This window comes from Phenylobacterium sp. (assembly GCF_022402485.1).
GTDB lineage: Bacteria > Pseudomonadota > Alphaproteobacteria > Caulobacterales > Caulobacteraceae > Phenylobacterium.
Genome location: NZ_JAKRSA010000018.1, coordinates 1 through 21,937 on the forward strand (window position 1 = coordinate 1; position 21,937 = coordinate 21,937).

The following is a 21,937-nucleotide window of genomic DNA, read 5'->3' on the forward strand; positions in this document are numbered from 1 at the left end:
TCGTCAGGCTCATAACCTGAAGGTCACAGGTTCAAATCCTGTCCCCGCACCCAAACATCCAAAAAGCCGCCGTACGCGCCACGTCCGGCGGCTTTGCTGCGTCTGATACGCAGGTCCCCGCCCGCCAGTTAAGCATCAGCCTGGGCAGGGCGCTCGGCGCAACTGGGCTTCACCTATGTGATGTTTGAGGGGGTCTTGCCGGATCGGTTGAGGGCGTGGGGCAGGGCGCTCAGGGTCAAGGACCCGCCCCACGTCTGATCATACCGTTGAGTGCCCCATGTCCGTCGTCCCGCGTTCCCCCGGTCCCGTCCAGGCCTCCGACGCCATCGTCATCGGGGCGGGGTTTGGCGGCATGTACGCCGTCCACCGACTGCGGCAGGCCGGGTTCAGCGTGACCGGACTGGAGGCCGGGGGCGATGTCGGCGGCACCTGGTACTGGAACCGCTATCCCGGCGCCCGCTGTGACGTGATCAGCCTGGATTACAGCTACGCCTTCTCAGCAGATCTTGAACAGGCCTGGACTTGGACCGAAACCTTTGCCACCGGTTCGGAGATCCTGGCCTATGCCAATTTTGTGGCCGATCAGCTGGATCTGCGGCGGTCCTACAGGTTCGAGGCCCAGGTCTGTGCCATCGCCTATGATGACGCCCACAGGATCTGGTCGCTGGAGACCGCCTGCGGGCAGCGCTATACGGCGCGCTACCTGGTGATGGCCACCGGGCCGCTCTCCCTCCCCAAGCCCGTGGATATCCCAGGCGCGTCGCAGTTCAAGGGCGAGCTCTACCGTTCCTCGAAGTGGCCCCACGGTCCTGTCGTGCTGGCGGGCAAGCGGGTCGGACTGGTCGGGACAGGCTCGACGGGGATTCAGATCACCCCCGTGGTCGCAGCCGAAGCTGCCGAACTGCATGTGTTCCAGCGCACGCCCAGTTTCACCCTGCCCATGCGCAACACCGCGCTCAGCCCGGACTTTGTCGCCCAGCTCAAGGCCCACATGCCGGGCCTGCGGGCTGCGGCGCGGACCACCTTCGCTGGCGGCGTCCGGCCGGTCTCCACCCGTCCCCTGTTCAGCGTCAGTGTGGAGGAGCGGACCGCCCTGATGGAGGACGCCTGGCGCCACGGTGCCCTGGCCTTCCTGGGTCTGTTTTCCGACCTGCTGGTCAATCAGGCGGCCAATGACGTGGTGGCGGACTTTGTCCGGGACAAGATCAGCCAGGTGGTGCGTGACCCGGCCACCGCAGAGGCGCTGAAGCCCCGGGGCTATCCGATCTTCACCCGGCGCCCTTGCCTGGACACCCAGTACTATGAGGCCTTTAACCGGCCAAATGTCAGCCTGGTGGACTGTCTGGCCGACCCCATCACGGCCATCACCGAGACGGGCATTCAGACCCGCGAGCGGCACATTGACCTGGACGTGATCATCCTGGCCACCGGCTATGACGCCCTGACCGGGCCGATGCTGGCCATCGATATCCGCGGCCGCGAAGGGCTGCGGCTCAGCGACAAGTGGGCCGAGGGGCCCAAGTCCTATCTCGCCCTGCTGATGGCCGGATTCCCGAACCTGTTCGTGATCGGCGGCCCCAACGGCCCCTCGATCCTGGCCAATTACATCCGGCTGGATGAGCTGAATGTAGACTGGATGATGGACTGCATCGCCCATATGCAGGCCCAGGGGCTGGAGACCATCGAGGCGACGCCTGCGGCAGAGGACGGCTGGGTTCAGACCGTCAGGGACCTGGCTGAGCGCACCCTCTATGTGCAGGCCGACACCTGGTACACCGGCACCAACATCCCGGGCAAACCCCGGGGCTTCAATGTCTATGCCGGCGGTCTCAATCGCTATGCGGAGATCTGCGCCACGGAGGCGGCGTCCGGCTATGCCGGCTGCAGCTTCGAGCCCGCCCGAACGCCCGTCGCAGGCTAGGGGCCGCAAACCCCACCTGACGGAGCCCGCCAGGTGGGCAAGTCCGCTAGCGTTTCAGGTGCGCATAGATGAGGTCGTCGGGATAGCGGCCGCCCACCGGCTGCCGGGCACCGAAGCGTTCCGGATGGGGCCCTGGGGTCGGCGCATTCTCCTCCACCCAGTCATAGATCACGGTGCGATCGGCGATCCGCCATTCCCCATTGCGCTTCTCGAACCAGTCCAGATAGCGGCCGCACATGTGCAGGGCGACCAGCTCACCCTGCGCATTGGGTTGCCGATGCAGGGCGGTGAAGGACGACTCCACCGCCGCCCCGCCGGCCTGGAAGGCGATCATGATATTGTGCACCTGATGGACACTGCGTTCGATGCCAGGCAGCACCTTCAGCGCCCAGTCCACGAACTCCGACGCCGTACCTTCGAAGGCGCCATGCCGGTCTCGGCCCTCGGGCCAGGCCACCGACCGCAGGGCCGCCTCATCCATGCGGTCGATCCCCCGGCAATAGCGATAGAGGCATTCGCGGATCATCTCGCGGTCCCAGAGTTCCTGGAGCGAAGGGGTGTCATTCATGGCTGTGGTTCCTCTTGGCAATTGGTCTTCAGGCCCAGGTCAGCTGGCGTCGCCGGCGTCGCCAAAGGCGCTCCAGCCCCCATCGATGCTCAAGGTCGCCCCTGTGACATAGCTGGCCTCAGGTGAGGCCAGAAACAGGATCGCGCGAGCCACCTCCTCAGGGGTTCCCAGCCGTCCCATGGGGGTCCGACGGATGACCGCCTCGAACGATGCCCGTCCGGCGTCTCGCAGGGCGAGCACGGCGGGGGTCTCGATATAACCCGGGGCGACGGTGTTGACCCGCAGGCCCGCCGACGCCCACTCACAGGCAAGGTTCCGCGTCATCATCATCAGCGCAGCCTTGGCCGCGCCATAGGCGTTGCGCCGGGGTTGTCCGGCGAGGCCCGCGATGGAGCCCAGATTCACGATGGCGCCGCCGGGTGCCATGACCCGAGCTGCGGCCTGGGCGACGATCAGGGCGCTCAGGAAGTTGGCCTCGAACACCTGGTCGAAGGCCTCGGCGTCCTGCTCCAGGGTCGGCTTGAAGACATCGGCCGAGCCCGCATTGTTGACCAGCACATCCAGCCGGCCCCAGCGGGCGAGCGCCGCAGCAAACGCCCGGTCCACCGCCGGCGGATCGGTGACATCCACCTCAGCCACCAGGTGATCGGCCCCCAGCACTTTGCCCAGGTCGCGCACGGCTTCGGGATCGCGGTCCAGGACCAGCAGATGATCGCCCCCTTGGCGCAGCTGATCCACGACGGCCCTGCCAATACCCCGACCCCCGCCGGTGACCGCGATCACCCTGGCCCCGGTCGAGGCTGGCGCGGTTGGGGCTGGCGCGGCCGGGGCAGGATGGCGGGAGGCTGGCCCCAGGCCGCCATAGACCGCATAGCCCCCGTCCACCACCAGGTTCGCCCCGGTGATATAGCCCTCGTCCAGGGCCATGAAGGCGATCGCCGCAGCGATCTCCTCGGCTTCCCCAAGCCGCCCCCACGGAATCCGCGCCTCAATATGGGTCGGATCCAGGCGGCCGAGATCGATCTGGCGCTGGACCATGTCGGTGCGGGTATAGCCGGGCGAGACGGCGTTCACCCGTACCCCGTGACGGGCCCACTCACAGGCCAGGGTGCGGGTCAGGGACAGGACCGCAGCCTTGCTCGCCCCATAGGCGGTGCGCAGGGGCAGGGCCACCAGCCCGGCCCCTGAGGCCAGGTTGACGATCGTCCCCGACCCTTGCGCCTGCATCACCCGAAAGGCCTCACGGGACGCCAGGAAAACGCCGCGGACATTGACCGCCATCAGCGCCCGGACGGCCTCGATCGGCTGGTCCAGGGTGGGCCGGGCTTCGGCGTCAGTGATCCCGGCATTGTTGATCAGAATGTCCAGGCCGCCGAACTGTGCCACCGCCTGGGCCACCGCCGCCCGCAGGTCAGCTTCCTGGGAGACATCGGTGCGCAGGGCACCGTGGTCGGGGCCAAGGCTCCTGTGCCGCTCGGCCAGCAGCTCGGCATTTCGGTCGGTCAGCAGCACCCGATGCCCAGCTGCGGCAAGGTGCTGCGCCGTGGCCCAGCCGATACCATCGGCCGCGCCGGTCACCATGACGGCCCGGGGTTCAGAGGTCTGCAGCTGGGACATGAGGGGCTCGCGCGAGACGGGCGAGGCGCCCAAGGGCCTGCCCAGTCTCATCAGGCTAGGCCGCCATGGGCCGGGCCAGGAGGCCCAGGGACGTTCTCCGGAAATATCTCCTATGTGATTCCGCCGGCTGGCTCGGGCCGGGCGCGCAGGCCCTGCGTCGCACAGGCTACTTCGACGGCAATGGGACGGATGTCCGCTGGTCAGGGAGCTTGGTGATGTCGAGTTTGAAGGTTGAGGTCGAGGACTTCGTGGCAACGGTCACCCTCGACAGCCCGCCGGTGAATTCGGCTAGCGTCGAGATGATGCTGGAAATCACCAGCCTGTTTGATTCCTTCAATGAGCGCACCGATGTGCGTGCCGTCCTGCTGACTGGCGCGGGTAAGGTGTTCTGTGCCGGGGCCGATCTGAAGAACCGTCCTGGCCCCGACGCGCCGGCTGGAACCACCTTTGCCCGCCAGCGCATGGCGCGCGAGATGAGCTGGTCGATGATCGAGTGCAGCAAGCCGATCGTCGCGGCCATCAATGGCGCGGCCCTGGGGGCTGGCCTGGGCATTGCCGCCAGCGCCGACATCATTGTCGCCTCCGAGCGGGCGGTCTTCGGCCTGCCGGAGATCGATGTGGGGCTGGCCGGCGGGGCCAAGCACACCCTGCGTTTCATTCCCTATTCCCTGGCCCGGCGGATGGTTCTGACCGGCTATCGCGCTACCGCCGAGGAGCTCTATCGTCGCGGTGCTATCGAGGCCGCTCTGCCCCACGAGGAGTTCCTCGACTATGCCCGCAACATCGCCCGTGAGATCGCCAGCAAGAGCCCCATGGCCATTGCCGCCGCCAAGGACAGCCTGACGGTCATCGACAATCTCAGCCTCCGCGACGGCTACCGCTACGAGCAGGGCAATACGATCAAGCTGTCCAGGAGCGAGGACGCCAAGGAGGCCGTTCAGGCCTTTATCGAAAAGCGTCCGCCCGTGTTCAAAGGGCGATAGGGGCGATGCCCCACGCCCGGCACGGGGAGGTCGAGCTTTACTACACGACGGTGGGACGCCGGGGCGACCCGTTGATCCTGCTGATCAGCGGAGCTGGTCGCCAGTCCATCGACTTTGGGGAGACCTTCTGCGGTCCCTTGGTCCAGGCCGGTTACCGTCTGATCCGTTTCGACTCCCGGGACACCGGTCGCTCGACGGGCTTTGCCGGCCCTTCGCACCTGACCGCGGTCTATGATGCGGTGACGGCCGGCGAGCCGCCGCCCCTGGTCTATGGCCTTGCGGACCTGGCGGCCGACGCTCTGGCGGTGCTTCGGGCTGAAGGGGTCGACCAGTTTCACATCATCGGCCGCTCCCTGGGGACCAGCGTCGCCCAGGCCCTGGCCCTCTCCGAAGGCGCGCGGGTGCTGTCCCTCTCACTGATCATGGCCTTCAGCCGCAGCATCGCCAGCGCGGTCACCCGGGAACGGATGCAAGCCCTGGAGGGCGAGGTCATCGCCGACGAAGCTGCCTATGTGGCTCGCCAGGTGCGCGCCGCAACCCTGACCGGCAGCCCGGCCTATCTGGACACTTAGCGGGTCGCACTGGAGGCCACCGAGGCGTTTCTCCGCGGCATCCACCCTGGTGGCGTGGCCCGACATTATGCGGTTGGATTGGCTATGCCTGACCTCAGGCCGGCGCTAAGCGCCTGCTCAGCGCCAACACTTGTGATCCACGGGGCCCTCGACCAGGTGATTCCCCGCGCCTTTGCCGAGGAGACGGCGGAGGCCATTCCTGGTGCCCGGCTGGTGATCCTGGAGGACATGGCGCACGATGGCCCGCCCGAGCTTGAGCGCCAATGGACCGGGTTGATCCTCGATCATCTGGGACAGGGCGCGGCCTAGGGTGCGCCCCATCAGCGGGCCTGACGCCACGGCAAAATCGTCTGATCAGCCGCTCTGGGTCTGCTGAACGGCCAAGCGGCGCAGGAGGTCGGACGGGGCCCCCGCCGTGATGCGTTGTCTGGCCCAGGCATTCAAGGTGGCGACAGCATGTCCCCCGTCGGTGCGGGCCATGAACAGGGGGCCGCCCCGCCAACGGGGGAACCCCAAGTCCCGTAGCCAGATGGCGTCCAGCACTTCGGGGCTAAGATCGGGGCGGGCTTCCAAAAGATGAGCTGCGCCGTTCATGGCGGCATAGAGGCAGCGTTCGGTGACCAGATCATCGGACAACTGACGACGCTGCAACCGCTGGAAGGTCGCTGAGGCCTGCAAGAGATCCTCGACCTCCGGCTCAAAGCCCTTGCGCCCGTCTGGACCACAACGGAACCAGCCCGGCGTGCCCACCCCTCCGGTCCGACCAGCGTCAGCCAGGAGGTCCAGGGTCGGTGAGTAGCTGCACCAATCCTCGCTCGTGGCCAGGGCACCATGACGGCTGAATACGACGCCCAGTCCCCGGCGATCAGAGGCGGTGAAGGGCCCTTCGCGGAAGCCAAAGCGGAGGAACACCCGGTCCAGCTGGGCTGGAGTCGCGCCCTCGTCCAGCAGGTGGATGGCTTCCCGCATCAGCGGCCAGAGCAGCTCGCTGGCCACCTCCAACCCCGGCGATCGGCGTCGGAGCAGAACCTCACCTCGGGCGGCGTAGACCAGAGCCTTGGCCTCCAGGGACTGTCCATAGGTCGCCTGCAGCTGTTCCAGCTCCACCACCGCGCGGCGGGGAGGCATTTGCATGGCGCATTCCAGCGCCCGCAGGCGGATCAGCGGGGCATCCCGTTGAGGGGCTTCGCGGCGCAGACGCACCCGGAGTCCATAGAGCTGGGCGGCGATGACCTCAGGCTCCACAGACCGGGCCCGCCGCAGGCGCGCGGCCTCGCCGACCTTGTCGATCATGGCCGGGATGTTCCGTGGGCTCAGGGCGTCAATGAGACCAAAGGCCTTGGCCTGTTCGGCGTCCCAGGTGGCGTCAAACACGCAGAGCTCTGCGGCCTGTTCCAGGTCCACAAGGGCGGTCAGCCGCATCAGGGAATGATAGCTCGGCAGGCGCCCGCAGCCTGCCGCCAGGTCGCCAAAAGTGGCCGCCGGCGCGGCGAAGCGGGCGGCGCAGGCCAGGGCCAGATCGAGGCCCGAGCCGGTGCAGGGTCCGCTGATCACGGCGATCACCGGCACGCCTGCCTCGGCGACAGCGGCGTAAACCTCCGCCAGATCTTTCGGGGACAACAGGGGCGGGACGCCCGCCGGGTCAGAAAACAACCGGCGGCCCTTCAGGACGATGGCGCGCACCGTCGGATCTGCAGCCCGCTCTTGAATGGCGTTGATGAAAGCGTCCCGATGCTCGGCGTCCCAGCGGCTTGGCGCGGGGCAATCGAGCCTGAGATCCACGACCGGGGCGTTCAGGGACGCGCGCGGTCGCAGGCGACCGATCACAGATGGGACAGTATCAGCGCGAGCGCTGAACTCACTCATTGGCTTCCTCCCCACCGGTTTGCTTGATGCAGGCCGCGCGGGGGCGGCTCTCCGGTTGTTCTCACAAACTGTGCGCACCCCATACTCGCACGGGTACAAATTGATGAAAGACCCTGCATTCACCCTCGCTTGAGTATCGCGTACGTGAAAAAGCCGCGCCGTGGGGCGGCCGTTGGGCACCTCCCGCCCCCCCGCCCTAAGGTCGGTTCGCTTCAATCAGCGAGTACCACCACCATGCAGGGCCTTATGCAGGACGCGCCTCTGACGCTGTCCTCCCTCCTCGATCACGCCGCACGTTTCCATGGGGACCGGGAGATCGTCTCAAAGTCCGCTGAGGCAACCCTCCGGACAAACTACCGGGACGTGAATGGACGGGCGCGCCAGTTGGCGGGTGCCCTGCGTCGGCTGGAGGTGAAAACAGGAGATTGCGTGGCCAGTCTGGCCATGAACACCAGTCGCCATATCGAGCTTTATTATGGGGTCACAGGGGCGGGTGCAGTGCTCAACACCGTCAACCCCAAGCTGTTTCCAGAGCAGATCAAGTTCATCGTCAGCCATGCCGAGAACACCTACGTCTTCTTCGATCCGGCGTTCGGCCCCTTGCTGGAGGCGCTGGCACTCGAGCTGACCGGGGTTCGAGGCTATGTCTGCCTGGCCGACGCAGCGGGAACACCGGCGTTCAATCTGCCCAACCTGACCAATTATGAGGACCTCATCGGATCCGAGGACGTCGCCAGTCCCTGGACCGAGGTCGCTGAGTCGGCCGGGGCCATCCTCTGCTACACCTCAGGCACCACAGGCGATCCCAAGGGCGTTCTTTACAGCCATCGCTCCCTGGTCCTGCATGCCTTCACGGTCCTGTCGGCGGACGGCATGGCGCTGTCGACCCGCGATGGCGTCCTCCTGGTCACGCCGCTCTTTCATGTCAACGCCTGGGGCATTCCGTTTGCAGCGGCCATGTGTGGGGCACGGTTGATTCTGCCTGGCGCGGCTCTGGACGGCGAGAGCATCTTCAACCTGATGCGGGCAGAAAGATGCACCTTCAGCCTCGGCGTGCCGACGGTCTGGCTGGGCTTTCTGGACTTCATCGCCGCCCACAGGGAACGGCTTGATCTATCTGGGCTGGCTCTGGAGCGGGTGCTCGTCGGCGGCTCGGCGGCGCCGCGTAGCCTGATTGAGCGGTTCGACTACATGCTCGGCGTCTATGTGATCCACGCCTGGGGCATGACCGAGACCAGTCCGCTGGCCACCATTGGAACGCCCTTGCCCGAACACGCCCAACTGGATGCCCAGAGTCGTTACGATATCCAGATGCTACAGGGGCGCGCCATCTATGGAGTCGATCTGCGGATCGTCGACGGGGAGGGCACCGTGCTGGCCCATGACGGGATCGCCGCCGGCGACCTGCAGGTGCGGGGGCCTTGGGTGGTCCAGCGCTACTTCAAGGCACCTGCACCGGCCTGCGACGCCGACGGCTGGTTTCCCACCGGCGACGTGGCCAAGATCCATCCCAATGGCTATCTGCAACTGACCGACCGCTCCAAGGACATCATCAAGTCCGGCGGGGAGTGGATTTCTTCCGTCGATCTGGAGAACGCCGCCATTGCGCACCCCGATGTGCGCGAGGCGGCCGTGATCGGGGTTCCCCACCCCAAGTGGCAGGAGCGACCGATCCTGCTGGTGGTGGCGGCACCGGCGGCGACCCCGCAGCGGGACGACATTCTGGCGTTCCTGGCCGCACGCGTGGCCAGGTGGCAGGTGCCTGATGATGTGATCGTCGTGCCTGCTCTGCCGCATACGGCCACGGGCAAGCTGCTCAAGAGCGCCTTACGGGAAACCTACCGGGATCATCTCTCGAAGGACGACGGCGAGTCCTGACCCTGTCTGACCCCACGTCGGAGGGTCTCAATGATGGTCTTCGGCCTCTGACCAGGTCTCGGTGTTCAAGGCCTGCAGGCCACGCTCGTACGCCGCCACCCCGGCCCGCATCATTTCCAGGATCTCGGTCTTTTTGCGGGCGATGCGGCTGTTGAGGCCGCCCACGCCCAAGGTGAGCTGCACCCCCCGAGGGGTGGTGGGGAGGGGCATGGCTATGGCGGCGGCATTGGGGAAGGGGAAGGCCGCCAGCAGGCTGTAGCCTTCACGCCGGATCCAATCGAGCTGGGTCTGAAGCTGGGGGATATCAATCCGGTCGCTCGCGCCGCCCAGGTAGGCGTTGATATGGCGGCACAGCTTATCCACCGCCTTGGGCGGCATCTGGCTCATCAGAACCAGTCCAGCTGGGGAGTGGGGAAGCACCCGCATCGTGCCTTCGGTGATGGCAATCTTGTGCGGATGACTCGGCTGCAGGATCCGCAGGTGCTGGATGAAGATGTCATTCTGCGAGGAGATGACCACCGTCTCATTGGTCTGCTCAAAGATGGTGTTGAGCAGGCGGTCGATGTCCCCGGCACCAAACAGGTGGTGATTGACCCAGTCCCCCAGGGCGGCCACACGGGGGGTCGGAAAATAGGTTCGGCTGGCGCGGTCATAGTTGAGGTAGCCCAGCACCACCATGCTCTTGAGCAGGGTCGTGGTGCTGGACTGCGGATAGCCGAGCTTCTCAAAGATATAGGTCAGCCGTAGCGGCCGGCGCTGTTCTTGAAACAGTTCCAGGACTTCAAGGGTCCGGGCAGACGATTTGATTGGGTCTCGGCGCATCGCAGTTCCTGTCACAGGGCTGGCGGACTCTCTACGACAACCTGACCTAAGGCTGATTACAGACCCCTGTCGAGAGCGCCGGTCCACTGGGCTGGCAGCTTCCAGAGCTGAAAATGCCCGTCCTTGCCGCCCGCAGGAAGGCTCCACGTCCCTGCCTTGGCCCAACCTTTGTCTGTCGATGGAGGGAGGACCTGCCTTGCGTCCCACGGGCGGGGTTTATTCCAATTGAGATATTCGAGGTCGAGCGTGAGCTTGAGTGGGAGGTGGAGTGCAGATCGGCGAGTTGAGGAGTGCGGACGTCAATCTGGGCGCTCGCCTGAACCGCAAAACAGTCGCCGCTAAGAAGCCTCTGAGGGGGAAACATCATGTACACCGCGCCTAAGCTGCGCCGGGTCGCTCTCGCCGCCAGCGCCTCTACTCTAACGTTGCTCCTCGCCGTGCCTGCTGTGGCCCAGACGGCTGCGGCGAGTCCTGAGCCCGCCTTCCTCGAGGAACTGGTGGTCACCGCCCAGCGGCGTGAAGAACGCCTGCAGGATGTCCCGATCTCGGTCTCGGCCTTCTCGCAGGACACCCTGCAGGCCCAGGGGATCGTCGGTGGTCCGAGCCTGCAACTGGCCGTGCCCAACGTCACCTTCGCCAAGAGCTATTACAGCGGCTACAACTTCCAGATCCGCGGGATCGGCACCAAGCAGACCTCGGTGACCGGCGACAGCTCCACTGGCGTGCACTTCAATGGCGCACCGCTCACCGCCAACCGGCTGTTCGAAGCCGAGTTCTTCGACGTGGAACGGGTCGAAGTGTTGCGCGGTCCGCAGGGCACCCTTTACGGACGCAATGCCACGGGCGGTGTGGTCAATGTCATCAGCGCCCGTCCTACCGGCGAATTCGAGGGCATGCTTCGGGCCGAGGTGACCAACTTTGACGGTCGCAAGCTGGTCGGCATGGTCAATATCCCCCTGACCGAGCAGCTGGGTCTGCGCCTGGCAGGCACCACCCTCAACCGCGATGGCTTCGTCAAGAACCTCGGCACCAACCGCATGGTTGACGACCGTGATCTCTATTCCATCCGCGCCAGCCTGCGCTGGCAGCCGACCTCGACTCTGGATGTGAACCTGGCCTGGCAGCACTTCGAGGAAGAAGACAGCCGCCTGCGGACCGGCAAGGCCCTCTGCACCCGTGACAATGGCCCCAGCCGGGTTGGTGCCACCGCCGTCACAAACGCCGTGGTCCGCGGCTTCCTGAGCCAGGGCTGCGCTGATGCTTCGGTCTATACCGACGCGGCCTATGGCACCCCCAACTCCCTGGCCTCGCTCTATGGCATCATCGCCTTCGCCCGTGGCCTGACCACCGGCGATCTGTACGGCAATGTGCAGCCTCGGGATCTCAGCGTTATCGACTCCGCCGTCGACCCGACCTATCGGGCGCGGGAGGATGTCTTCACCCTCAACGCCGACTGGCAGCTGAACGACAATCTGCAGTTCAGCTCGCTGACCGCCTATTCCGAAGGCCGGCTCTATGCCGGTCAGGAAGAAAACCGTTTCAGCGCCGCCATTCCGTTCAACAGCACGCCGCTGGCGCCGGGCGGGGTGATCAATGACCCGCAGCTGGGTTCCACCAACCGTCTGATCATCGCCGACGAAATCCAGACCCCCTCGCGCCAGTGGAGCCAGGAATTCCGGCTTCAGTCGAGCTTCGAAGGGCCGCTGAACTTCAGCCTCGGTGCCCTGGCCCTGCGTTATGACGTGGTGCAGAACTTCTACATCTTCTCCAACGCCTTCACCTATGCGGCCCTGGCCGCCAACGGCGGCGCGCCCTGCGCCCTGAACAGCAGCTGCGTCTACATCAATCCCTCGCGGGAGCTGAACCTCGACGGGCGGGGCAACTATCTGAGCCATCAGCCCTACCACCTGGACTCCAATGCGGTGTTCGGTGAGGTCTATTATGAGCTCAGCCCCGACCTGAAGCTGACCGGGGGTCTGCGCTACACCGAGGACAAAAAGACCCTCGACAACTATCCCGTCCGGTTCCTGACGCCCGGCAGCGGCTTCCCCCGGGGGACGCCGCCGTCGATCACGGCGGAATTCAAGGAGATGACCGGGCGCGTGGGCTTCGACTGGAAGCCGCAGCTGGGCTTCACCAACGACACCCTGCTCTATGCCTTCTATTCCCGCGGCTATAAGGGCGGTGGTCCGAACAATATCGGCCAGGTCGCCACCCTGCGGGCCACCTACGACCCGGAGTTCGTCAACGCCTGGGAAGTCGGCACCAAGAACACCCTGCTGGATGGTCGAATGACCTTCAACGCGGCGGCGTTCTACTATGATTACAAGGGCTATCAGGTCTCGAAGTTCGTGAACCGCATCTCCGTGACGGAGAACATCGACGCCGAGATCTTCGGGGCCGAGTTCGAGGTGATGTGGGAGCCCATCGATAACCTCCGCCTGAATGGCTCCCTGGGTCTGCTTGAGACCAAGATCCTCAACGGCGAGTCCATCGATCCCTTCAACCGGACAAGCCGGAACCCCAATCTCACCTTCGTGAAGACCTCCGGGGCGGCCGGCTGCACCGTGCCGACCACGGCCCTGGCCAATCTGGTCAACGTCATCCAGCAGGGGCCAGGTGCCCCCACGGTGGCCGGGGTCTCAGGCAATGCCGCGGCCATGCTGGGCGTCTGCTCGGGGGCCTTCGCCACCTCGTTCGGGGTCACCCCCACCGATGGCATTCCAGCCCAGCTGGCGGGCAACGAACTCCCGGGCTCGCCGCCCTGGACTGTCTCCCTCGGCGCTCAGTACACCATGGCGCTGCCCGGCGGCTGGGAAGCCACTGCGCGCGGGGACTACTTCCGCCAGGGCGACTCTCATTCGCGGGTGTTCAACACGCCTCTGGATGAACTGCGCGGCTGGGAAAACGCCAACATCTCCTTGCGTGTGGTGAGCGAAGACCGCGGCCTGGAGTTCGAGGCCTTTGTCCGCAACGTCTTCAACGACCGCTCGATCACCGATGTGTTCCCCGTGGACGAGGCCCTGGCCTTGATGCCCAACGCGGTGTTCACCGAGCCCCGCATCATCGGGGTGGCGATCCAGCAAGCCTTCTGACCGACCTCCCTTGGTCTTCCCACTTCGCGCGGCGATCCCTGATCGCCGCGCTTTTCTTTGGGCGGTATGCCGGAGGCCCCACGGACCATCACATCGGTGATGTTGGCGGGGCGACCATGCCCAATCGGCGCCCGCTGACCAGCCTCGGTACGATCACCGCCATCAGCATTCGCAAGGGGGAGACAATCATGGTCGGTCGACTGCAAGGGCGCTCAGCCGTCATCACGGGGGCCTCCCGGGGGCTTGGCAAGGCTGCGGCCGATCTCCTGGCGTCCGAGGGCTGCGCGGTGGCGCTGATCGACCTCAAGGCCCATTGGGCCCAGGCCGCTGCCGACGAGATCACCGCGGCGGGCGGTCGCGCCATCGGCCTCGGCTGCGATGTCTCTGACCGCGACGCCTTCAAAGGCGCGGTGGATGAAGCCGTGCAGGCCTTCGGGCGCCTGGACGTGCTGGTCAACAACGCCATGTGGAACCTCTATGAGGCCGTGCCGGACATCAAACCGGAGACTGTGGACCGCATGGTCTCCGTGGGCTTCTCAGGGGTGATCTGGGGCATCCAGGCCGCCGCCGAGCACATGAAGGCTGGCGGCGGTGGCTCCATCGTCAACATTGCCTCGGTCAGCGCCCTGCTCGGCATGCCCAATGGCCTGGTCTATTGCGGGGTCAAGGCAGGCGTCACCGGCATCACCCGCGCCGCCGCCGCCGAGCTTGGGCCCCACAAGATCCGCGTCAATGCGGTGGCACCTTCTACGGTCGACACCGAGGGCGTCCGCCGGGTGGTCTCGGCCGAGCGCATCCAGGACCGCATTCTGCAGACCCCCCTGGGCCGCCTCGGCTCCACAGAGGATATCGCCAAGGCCGTGCGCTACCTGGCCTGTGATGACAGCGATTTCGTCACCGGCCAATTGCTCACCGTCGACGGCGGTCTGGCCAATTCCCTCTCATAGGGAAAGCCGCAGCAGGGCGTCAGGCGGGGCCCAGGTCGTGGCCCCGCCTGCCCCTCACGCTTGCGCTCAGGCCGCCTGGCGGCTCAGCTCGGCCAGGCGCGTGCGGTGGTGGTCGGCATTGCCAAAGGCCATGTCGATCATGATCAGGCGTTTCAGGTAGTGGCCGATGGCCAGTTCCTCGGTAAAGCCCACCCCCCCGTGCAACTGGATGGCCTGGCGGCCGACGAACAGGCTGGTCTGGCTGACCCGGGCCTTGGCCGCAGCGATGGTCCGGCTGCGTGCGGGCTCCGCCCCCGATAGGGACAGGGTGGCCAGATAGGTCATCGAGCGGGCTTCCTCGCAGGCGATGGCCATGTCGACGATACGGTGCTGCAGCGCCTGGAAGGCACCGATCGGCTGGCCAAACTGCGAGCGGGTGCGCAGGTAGGACAGCGTCATGTCATAGGCCGCCTCCATGGCCCCCAGGGCCTCGGCCAACCGGGCCACGACGCCCGCATCAATGGCCTGGGCCAGTCTCGCTGACCCCTGGCCGATCTCGCCCAGCAGGGCGTCCTGCCCCAGGGTGACGCCCTCCAGCCGCAGGCGGGCATTGACCCGGTTGTCCATGGCGCGGCTGGGCTCCACCACCAGACCGGGCGTGTCGGCCGAGGCCAGGAACAGGCTCACCCCATCGGCGTCTCCCACGGCGCCCGAGGTGCGGGCCGGGATGACGAACCCGTCGGCCACGCCCCCGTCGAGGACATGGCTCTTGACGCCGTCCAGACGGAAGCCGCCAGGGGTGGCCTCGGCCCGGGTGGCCACATGGTTGAGGTTGAAGCGGCCGTCCGGCTCGGCGTCGGCCACCGAGACCATGGCCTCGCCGGCCCCGATCGCTGCCAGGAGCTCTGACGCCCGAGGACCAGCCTCTCGCAGCAGCTGCGGGGCGATGACACAGCTGGAGACAAAGGGCTCCAGCATCAGATGACGGCCCAGGGCCTCGCAGATCACCATGGTCTCCACCGGGGTGGCGTCCAGTCCGCCCAGATCCTCCGGCACATTGAGCGCCAGCCAGCCGAGCTCGGCCATATTGGCCCAGCTCTTTCGCTCGAAGGCCTCCCCCCGGGCGATTCTGGCGCGCCAGGCGGTGAAGACGTGGTGTTCGGCCCCATAGCGACGGGCGCTGTCCTGCAGCATCTGCTGCTCAACGGTGAGATTGAAGTCCATGTTTGGCCTCAGAGTCCCAGGGCGCGCCGGGCGATGATGTTGCGTTGAATCTCGTTGGAGCCGCCGTAGATGCTGGTGACCCGTGAATAGAGCATGCCCTTGGCCGCCCAGGGGTCCGGACCCGGCAGGGGGGCGTTGTTCACCGCGCCGAAATGCATGGCGTCATAGCCCTGCAACTCGGTCCAGAACTCGGTGACCTCCTGCAAAAGCTCAGACCAGCGGACCTTGATCATCGAGGCGCGGGGGCCTGAATCCTGACCCGAGGCGGCTTCAGCCATGGTGCGCATGACCATGCCTTCCAGGGCCATGACCTCAAGCTCCAGCTGGGCCAGCCGGTCGGCGATGCGGGGATCGTCCAGCAGGCAGCCTTCGCCGACCCTGGCGGTGGCCGCCGCAGCCCTCGCACCGCGCAGCTGTTGGGCCAGCCGGGTGGTGGTGGCCGCTGTGACCCCGCGCTCGCGGTCCAGCAGGACCTTGCCATAGCCCCAGCCCTTGCCCTCTTCCCCCAGCAGGGCTGTCACCGGCAGGCGGACCGCGTCGAGGAAGACCTCGTTGGTGTGGTGGATCTCGTCCATGGTCACCACCGGGCGGACGGTGATGCCCGGGGTGTCCATGTCCACCAGAAACAGGGAGATTCCCGCCTGTTTGCGGGCGTCCGGATCGGTGCGCGCCAGCAGGAACATCCGGTTGGCCACATGGGCGTAGCTGGTCCAGGCCTTCTGGCCGGAAATGACATAGTGATCCCCGTCGCGGACGGCCCGGGTCGACAGGGAGGCGAGGTCCGAGCCAGCGCCGGGCTCGGAATAGCCCTGACACCACCAGTCGTCCCCGGTGATGATGGCCGGCAGGTACTTGGCCTTCTGAGCCTCGCTGCCGAAGGTGAAGATGATCGGGCCGATCAGCTCCAGCCCCTGGTGGAACTGCACCGGGGCATCGGCCTTGGAGGCCTCGGTCTCGAAGATATAGAGCTGGGTCGGATCCCAGCCGGTGCCGCCATACATCTTCGGCCAGGATGGGGCCCCCCAGCCCCGCGCATGGAGCAGCTTCTGCCAGGTCACAAACTCGGCCGGCTCCAGGCGCATGCCGGCCCGCACCCGGGCCTTGAATGACTGTGGGGTGTTTTCCACGAAGAAGGCGCGAACCTCGTCGCGGAACGCCTGCTGCTCGGGGGTCAGATCTAGGTTCATGATGTCCAGGGGGTCAAAGATGGCAGCGGGTTTCAGCAATCCCGCCTACCCCAAGGCCGGAATAGGCCATGAGGCGTCCGGCCCCGTCGTCGGCGCTTACGAGCCGTCCGCCGCTGTCGGAGATGGAGGTCACAAAGAGCGTCTTGAGGTCCTCGCCGCCGAAGGCCGGGCAGGAGGGAAAGGGGACGGGGGAGTCCAGAATCTGGTCCAGCTGTCCGTCGGGGGCAAAGCGGGCGATCTTCTGTGCCTGGACCAGGGCGACCCATAGGAAGCCCTCGGCGTCGACCGTGGCCCCGTCTGGGGCACTTCCCAGGCCGCTGGTGTCGATCAGGTCGCGGCGGGTGCCCAAGGCACCGGTCTCTTGGTCATATTCATAGGACCAGACCAGGTTGCGCAGGCTGTCGGCGAAATAGAGCACATCGCCGGCCGGGCTGAAGCAGATGCTGTTGGAGATCGCCACAGGGTCGGTGGGCAGAACCTGATAGGTCTCGCCGCCGCTGAAGCTGAACAGCTTTCCAATCGGGTTATCGTGGCCCATCACCAGGGACCCGGTGATGTAGCGGCCCCGGCGGTCGGTCTTGCCGTCGTTCAGCCGCTCTCCGTCCACCAGTTCGACGGGCCTGACGATCACCTGGCAGGTGCCGGTGGCGAGGTTCAGCCGGTAGACGCCGTCGGCCAGCCCCGCCAATAGCTCGCCCGGCTGACCCAGGACAATGCTGCCCACCCGGTCAGGCATCGGGATGGCCCGCTGGTCTCCCGTGGCGGGGTCATAGCGCCAGACACAAGGGGCGACGGAATCGACCCAATAGAGGAGCTTGGCCTGGGGGTCCCAAAGGGGGGACTCCCCCAGCTTGCATCGGCTGTGGCCGATGATGGTCGCGGTGGGGCTCATTGGGCCACCTCCTTTGGCGTCCGGTTGCGGGCTTCGCGCGGCCGCAGGCTGGCCCCCCGGTTGGCCAGGAAAAGCTCACCGCTGACAGCACCCGCAGCGGGCGAAAGCAGGAACAGGGTCAGGTCGGCCACCTGAGCCAGATGGATTTCAGGCGGGATGCGGCTCTGGTCATCGGCAAGGTCTGTGGCCACCACATTGGCCCGCAGGCCTCGCCCCATGGTCTCCAGGGCCAGGGCGCGCATCAGGCCGGCGACTGCCCCGGAGAAGGCCGCCTCATGGGTGCCGCCCCAGGTCCCCAGGTGTCCGCGATGGCCCACATAGACCACCGCCCCGCCGTCGATTACCGCGGGCGACAGGACCCCCAGGGCATCGAACAGGTCGAGGAATGGCCCAAGGCCAGCTTCCAGATCGGCGTCATCAATCTGCAGGAAATCTGCCCTCGCCTGCGGCGGGGGGGCCACCACCACCAGGCCCGCCAGGGGCGACTGGGCGACCTGCGCCACGGCCTCAGGATCAGCAAGGCTGATCTGGGCGCTAACCTGGCCAGAGGCCGCCAGGGCCTGCAGGATCGCCAAGGCTACGGGGCCTTCGCCGGCCACGATGATCTGCGGCTGATCCGGGGTCATAGGGGGGGAACTCCCAGGGCCTTGCCCCCGTCGGCGAGCAGCACCTGGCCATTCAGAAAGGCGGTGTCTGGCCCCACCAGGGCGGCGACCAGCGCGGCAATGTCTGTTGGGCTGGCCGCATCTCCGGTGGGCTCCAGGCGCTTCAGCGCTCCGAGCATGTCGCCGAAGTCTTCGATCATCCGGGTGCCCACCAGCCCCGGCGCGACCGCATTGACCCGGATGCCCCGCCAGCGAAGCTCCACCGCCATGGCCCGGGTCATGGCCACCACCCCGGCCTTTGAGGCGACATAGTGCGCCGCGCCAGCTCCCCCCAGATAGCCCCGCGAGGCCAGGTTCACGACCCGGCCGCCGGCCGTCATCTTACGCACCGCCTCCTGGGCAACCTTGAAGGCGCCCAGCAGATTGATCTCCATCACCCGGGCGCACTCGGCGCGGTCCACCTCAGGAATGGGATCTAGGACCCCGCTGACGCCGGCATTGTTGACCAGCACGTCCAGGGCATCGACGCCGTCGAGCACGGCGCGGATGGCTGTCCGGTCCCGGCAGTCGAGCACTTTTGCGTCCACCGGCAGTCCCGCCGCGCGCCAGGCCTGCGCGGTCTGCGCCAGGGTGGCGGCGTCGGCGTCGACGGCCAGCACATAGAACCCGTCAGCGGCCAGCCGCTCGACGATGGCGCGGCCGATGCCCTGGGCCGCACCGGTGACAAATGCGAGTTCTGGAGCGAGTTCGGGGGCGAGTTCGGGCAAGTCCCGGTCCTCTTCTGTGGTCGTCCCACAAGAGCGGGAATCCCCATCCCTGCGGACTCTCCCCTGGCTCAGGGCACGCTAATCACAGTTGTGATGTGGCTTATGAAAGGGTCTGCAGGGCTGCCCGGGAAAAGCCCACCAGCTGGTCATTCTGGCCGTTCTGCACCTTGGCCACCCATTGCGGATCAGCCAGCAGCGCCCGGCCGATGCCCACCAGATCAAAGTCTCCCCGGGCCAGCAGGGTTTCCAGCCGGTCCAGGGCGCTGGCTTCGGAAATGTCCTGACCCTCCCGCAGGGAGGCGACCACGTCCGAGCCCAGACCCACAGAGCCCACGGTCATCACCGGGCGTCCGCCGAGCTTTCGGGTCCAGCCGGCCAGGTTCAGGTCAGAGCCCCCGAACTCCGCATCCCAGAACCGCCGCTGAGAGCAGTCAAAGATATCAACCCCGGCATCCACCAGCGGCTCCAGGAACGCGGCCAGATCCTCCGGCGTGGCAAACAGCCGGGCGCTGTAGTCCACCTGCTTGAACTGAGAGAACCGGAACAGGATCGGGAAGCTCGCGGTGGTGGCCCTCCGACAGGCCCGCACCACCTCGGTGGCGAAGGTCAGCCTGCGCTGGAAGTCGCCCCCATACCGGTCGGTCCGGGCATTGGTCGGTGCCCAAAGGAACTGGTCGATCAGATAACCGTGGGCGCCGTGGATCTCGATCCCGTCAGCGCCGATCTCCAGGGCGGCCCGGGCTGAGCGGGCATAGGCGGCGATGATGTCGGCGATCTGGCGCTCGGTGGCCGGCTCACCGAACGGGGCACCGGGCTGGTAAATTCCGGACGGCGAGACCGAGGGCAGATCCGGCGAAGGCGGAGTCTCCGTCAGGCTGCGATGGCCGCCCACATGCCAGAGTTGCGGAATAAACGCGGCCCCGGCGGCCTTTACCTGGGCGGCGATGTCCCGCCAGACGGGCAAGGCGTCCCCGTAGAAGATCGGGATATCGGCATGGTCCACCGCCACCGGATGGTCGATGGCCACGCCCTCGGTGATGATGGCGCCGACCCCGGCCTCTGCCCGGCGGACATAATAGGCCGCGACTTCGGCTGTGGGGATGCCCCCTGGCGAGAAGCGCCGGGTCATGGGCGACATCACGGTCCGGTTGCGCAGCGCCAGGCCAGCGACGGTGACGGGATCAAAGAGGGTCGCGGCCACAGGCATTCCTTTCGTTGCGGACGCGCCACCTTGGCGCCCCCGCCCTGGCCGTGGCCCTGCCCCAGACGGGGCCCCGGCAAAATCATGTGCGTGATGACGCTGCGCCTATCACCCACGTGATTTCTCGTTGCTGCGGAGGTGGTGGGCCGGGGGCGCCCGAGGGGTCCGGTAGAACGGACTGACGATCCTCGGAGCCTGATATGGACTGGAATTACGGAGACATCCTGGACGCCGTCGCACGGGTTGTGCCGCCGGACCGTCCCGCCCTGATCTGGGGCGATGACATCGTCACCTGGGCGGACTTCGACCGGCGCACCAATAATGTCGCCGCCAAGCTGGTCGACCTGGACTTCAAGCCAGACGATCGCATTGCGATCCTCTGCCGCAACCACCCGGCCTATATGGAATTCCTGGTGGCCGGGGTGAAGGCGCGGCTGCTGACGGTCAATCTGAACTACCGCTACACCGCCGAGGAGATCGCCTACGTCCTCAAGGATTGCGGGGCCACCGGCCTTTTCTACCAGGACTCCTATGAGCCGCTGCTGCCGGCCCTGCGCGCGTTGCTGCCCTCGGTGGCGACCTGGGTGCGTATCGAGTCTGACCGCAAGTCCGCTCCGGCGGGTGACGGGGTGTTGAGCTATGAGGCCATGGCCACGGCCGGTGAGGGTGCCCCTCTGACGATCAAGCGCTCCTGGCAGGACGGCTACCTGCTCTACACGGGGGGCACCACGGGCAAGCCCAAGGGGGTGCACTGGCCCCTGGGCCAGGCCCGCCGGGTTCAGCTGGAATCCCCGCTGATCCTCAAGGTGCCGACCTCCATGGAGGAGCACGCCGAGATGGTGCGCGCCAATCCTGCGCCCAGCCGGATCATTCCGGCCTGTCCGCTGATGCATGGCTCCGGCAGCAATGCGGCCATGGGCGATCTTCTCAATGGCGGCACGGCCATCATCCTCACCCAGGATCGTTTCGATGCCGATGAGCTCTGGCGGGCTGCCGAGCGCCATGGTGCCACCCGGGTGGCCATTGTCGGCGACGTGTTTGCCAAGCCGATGCTGAAAGCCCTGGAGGACAATCCCGGCGGCTATGATCTGTCGACCATGAAGGCGATCAGTTCCGCCGGCCTGACCTGGACCAAGGAGGTCAAGGAAGGCCTGGTGCGCCAGCTGCCCCAACTGAGCCTCGTGGACATCCTGGGCGCCTCGGAAGCCTCTGGCCTGGGCTACTCGGTGGCCAAGGCCGGTCATGTGCCCGAGACCGGTATCTTTGACGCCGCCCCCAGCACTGTCCTGATCGACGCCGACAGCGGAACCGTTTTGCCCAAGGACCAGCCGGTGGAGGGCTTCCTGGCGCGCAGCGGTCCCATGGCCCTGGGCTATTATGGGGATCCCGACAAGACGGCGGCCACCTATCGGGTGATTGATGGCGTCCGTTACGCCGTGCCCGGGGACTTCGCCCGCTGGCTGCCGCCCAATCAGTTCATGCTCATCGGGCGGGGCAACCTCTCCATCAACACCGGCGGCGAGAAGGTCTTCCCTGAGGAGGTCGAAGAGGCGCTGAAGCTGCAGCCCGGAGTCATCGACGCCCTGGTGGTGGGTCGGCCTGACGAGAAGTGGGGCAAGATCGTCGTGGCCATCGTCAAGGCCGATGCCGCCTTCAACGAGGCCGAGGTCCGGCGGGGCCTGTCCCAGTCGCTCTCCAGCTACAAGCATCCCAAGACGTTCATCTTCGTCGACGAGGTGCCCCGGCACGAGAGCGGCAAGGCCGACTACCGATCCGCCAACGCTCTGGCGGTGGTCTGACCCTGGAGAGGGGC

18 protein-coding genes are annotated in these 21,937 nt (G+C 66.5%); 8 read left to right on the plus strand and 10 right to left on the minus strand.

Translation table 11 applies throughout. The features are described from left to right. Positions 1 to 277: 277 nt before the first annotated feature. On the plus strand, positions 278 to 1,921 hold the full coding sequence (locus MH112_RS06040) for an NAD(P)/FAD-dependent oxidoreductase (RefSeq protein ID WP_296565233.1): 1,644 nt from the start codon (positions 278 to 280) through the stop codon (positions 1,919 to 1,921). Between the two features lie 46 nt (positions 1,922 to 1,967). Here MH112_RS06040 and MH112_RS06045 read toward each other — a convergent pair whose 3' ends face one another. After that, positions 1,968 to 2,489 carry a nuclear transport factor 2 family protein gene (locus tag MH112_RS06045; protein ID WP_296565236.1) on the minus strand — a complete coding sequence of 174 codons (522 nt, stop codon included), beginning with the start codon at positions 2,487 to 2,489 and terminating at the stop codon, positions 1,968 to 1,970. A gap of 39 nt (positions 2,490 to 2,528) precedes the next feature. Then, positions 2,529 to 4,106 (minus strand): SDR family oxidoreductase, encoded by a 1,578-nt coding sequence (locus tag MH112_RS06050; RefSeq protein WP_296565238.1) that lies wholly within the window; start codon positions 4,104 to 4,106, stop codon positions 2,529 to 2,531. Between the two features lie 215 nt (positions 4,107 to 4,321). On the opposite strand from MH112_RS06050, the gene MH112_RS06055 reads away from it, so the two are divergent. From MH112_RS06055 to MH112_RS06065, 3 genes are all read left to right on the plus strand, one after another. After that, positions 4,322 to 5,089: an enoyl-CoA hydratase/isomerase family protein gene (locus MH112_RS06055; protein ID WP_296565239.1), complete on the plus strand. Its 768-nt coding sequence runs from the start codon at positions 4,322 to 4,324 to the stop codon at positions 5,087 to 5,089. Positions 5,090 to 5,094: 5 nt separating this feature from the next. After that, positions 5,095 to 5,661, plus strand: coding sequence for an alpha/beta hydrolase (locus MH112_RS06060; RefSeq protein WP_296565241.1), 567 nt, complete (start codon positions 5,095 to 5,097; stop codon positions 5,659 to 5,661). Between the two features lie 84 nt (positions 5,662 to 5,745). After that, a complete protein-coding gene (locus MH112_RS06065; protein WP_296565243.1) occupies positions 5,746 to 5,970 on the plus strand; it encodes an alpha/beta hydrolase in 225 nt (74 codons plus the stop codon). 45 nt (positions 5,971 to 6,015) lie between these two features. On the opposite strand, the gene MH112_RS06070 is transcribed toward MH112_RS06065, so the two are convergent. After that, the gene (locus MH112_RS06070; RefSeq protein WP_296565245.1) at positions 6,016 to 7,527 is read right to left on the minus strand and encodes a 3-hydroxyacyl-CoA dehydrogenase family protein; all 1,512 of its coding nucleotides are present in this window, start codon (positions 7,525 to 7,527) and stop codon (positions 6,016 to 6,018) included. A 234-nt stretch (positions 7,528 to 7,761) separates the two neighbouring features. On the opposite strand from MH112_RS06070, the gene MH112_RS06075 reads away from it, so the two are divergent. Next, positions 7,762 to 9,405 (plus strand): long-chain fatty acid--CoA ligase, encoded by a 1,644-nt coding sequence (locus MH112_RS06075; protein ID WP_296565248.1) that lies wholly within the window; start codon positions 7,762 to 7,764, stop codon positions 9,403 to 9,405. Between the two features lie 27 nt (positions 9,406 to 9,432). On the opposite strand, the gene MH112_RS06080 is transcribed toward MH112_RS06075, so the two are convergent. Next, positions 9,433 to 10,227, minus strand: coding sequence for an IclR family transcriptional regulator (locus tag MH112_RS06080; protein ID WP_296565251.1), 795 nt, complete (start codon positions 10,225 to 10,227; stop codon positions 9,433 to 9,435). A 365-nt stretch (positions 10,228 to 10,592) separates the two neighbouring features. Here MH112_RS06080 and MH112_RS06085 point away from each other — a divergent pair, with 365 nt between their 5' ends. After that, positions 10,593 to 13,322 carry a TonB-dependent receptor gene (locus MH112_RS06085; RefSeq protein ID WP_296565254.1) on the plus strand — a complete coding sequence of 910 codons (2,730 nt, stop codon included), beginning with the start codon at positions 10,593 to 10,595 and terminating at the stop codon, positions 13,320 to 13,322. Between the two features lie 188 nt (positions 13,323 to 13,510). After that, positions 13,511 to 14,269 (plus strand): SDR family NAD(P)-dependent oxidoreductase, encoded by a 759-nt coding sequence (locus MH112_RS06090; RefSeq protein WP_296565747.1) that lies wholly within the window; start codon positions 13,511 to 13,513, stop codon positions 14,267 to 14,269. A gap of 66 nt (positions 14,270 to 14,335) precedes the next feature. Here the strand turns inward: MH112_RS06090 and MH112_RS06095 are convergent, their stop codons facing one another. From MH112_RS06095 to MH112_RS06120, 6 genes are all read right to left on the minus strand, one after another. Continuing rightward, positions 14,336 to 15,472, minus strand: coding sequence for an acyl-CoA dehydrogenase family protein (locus MH112_RS06095; protein ID WP_296565256.1), 1,137 nt, complete (start codon positions 15,470 to 15,472; stop codon positions 14,336 to 14,338). 8 nt (positions 15,473 to 15,480) lie between these two features. Beyond that, positions 15,481 to 16,659: an acyl-CoA dehydrogenase family protein gene (locus MH112_RS06100; RefSeq protein WP_296565259.1), complete on the minus strand. Its 1,179-nt coding sequence runs from the start codon at positions 16,657 to 16,659 to the stop codon at positions 15,481 to 15,483. A 13-nt stretch (positions 16,660 to 16,672) separates the two neighbouring features. Then, positions 16,673 to 17,551 (minus strand): SMP-30/gluconolactonase/LRE family protein, encoded by an 879-nt coding sequence (locus MH112_RS06105; protein ID WP_296565266.1) that lies wholly within the window; start codon positions 17,549 to 17,551, stop codon positions 16,673 to 16,675. Continuing rightward, complete coding sequence (locus tag MH112_RS06110) at positions 17,548 to 18,177, minus strand: SDR family NAD(P)-dependent oxidoreductase (protein ID WP_296565268.1); 630 nt, start codon at positions 18,175 to 18,177, stop codon at positions 17,548 to 17,550. The genes MH112_RS06105 and MH112_RS06110 overlap by 4 nt, the downstream gene beginning before the upstream one ends. Then, complete coding sequence (locus MH112_RS06115) at positions 18,174 to 18,923, minus strand: SDR family oxidoreductase (RefSeq protein ID WP_296565271.1); 750 nt, start codon at positions 18,921 to 18,923, stop codon at positions 18,174 to 18,176. The genes MH112_RS06110 and MH112_RS06115 overlap by 4 nt, the downstream gene beginning before the upstream one ends. Before the next feature lie 100 nt (positions 18,924 to 19,023). Beyond that, complete coding sequence (locus tag MH112_RS06120) at positions 19,024 to 20,130, minus strand: NADH:flavin oxidoreductase (protein ID WP_296565273.1); 1,107 nt, start codon at positions 20,128 to 20,130, stop codon at positions 19,024 to 19,026. Between the two features lie 194 nt (positions 20,131 to 20,324). On the opposite strand from MH112_RS06120, the gene MH112_RS06125 reads away from it, so the two are divergent. Continuing rightward, positions 20,325 to 21,923, plus strand: coding sequence for an acyl-CoA synthetase (locus MH112_RS06125; RefSeq protein ID WP_296565275.1), 1,599 nt, complete (start codon positions 20,325 to 20,327; stop codon positions 21,921 to 21,923). The last annotated feature ends 14 nt before the right edge of the window (positions 21,924 to 21,937 follow it).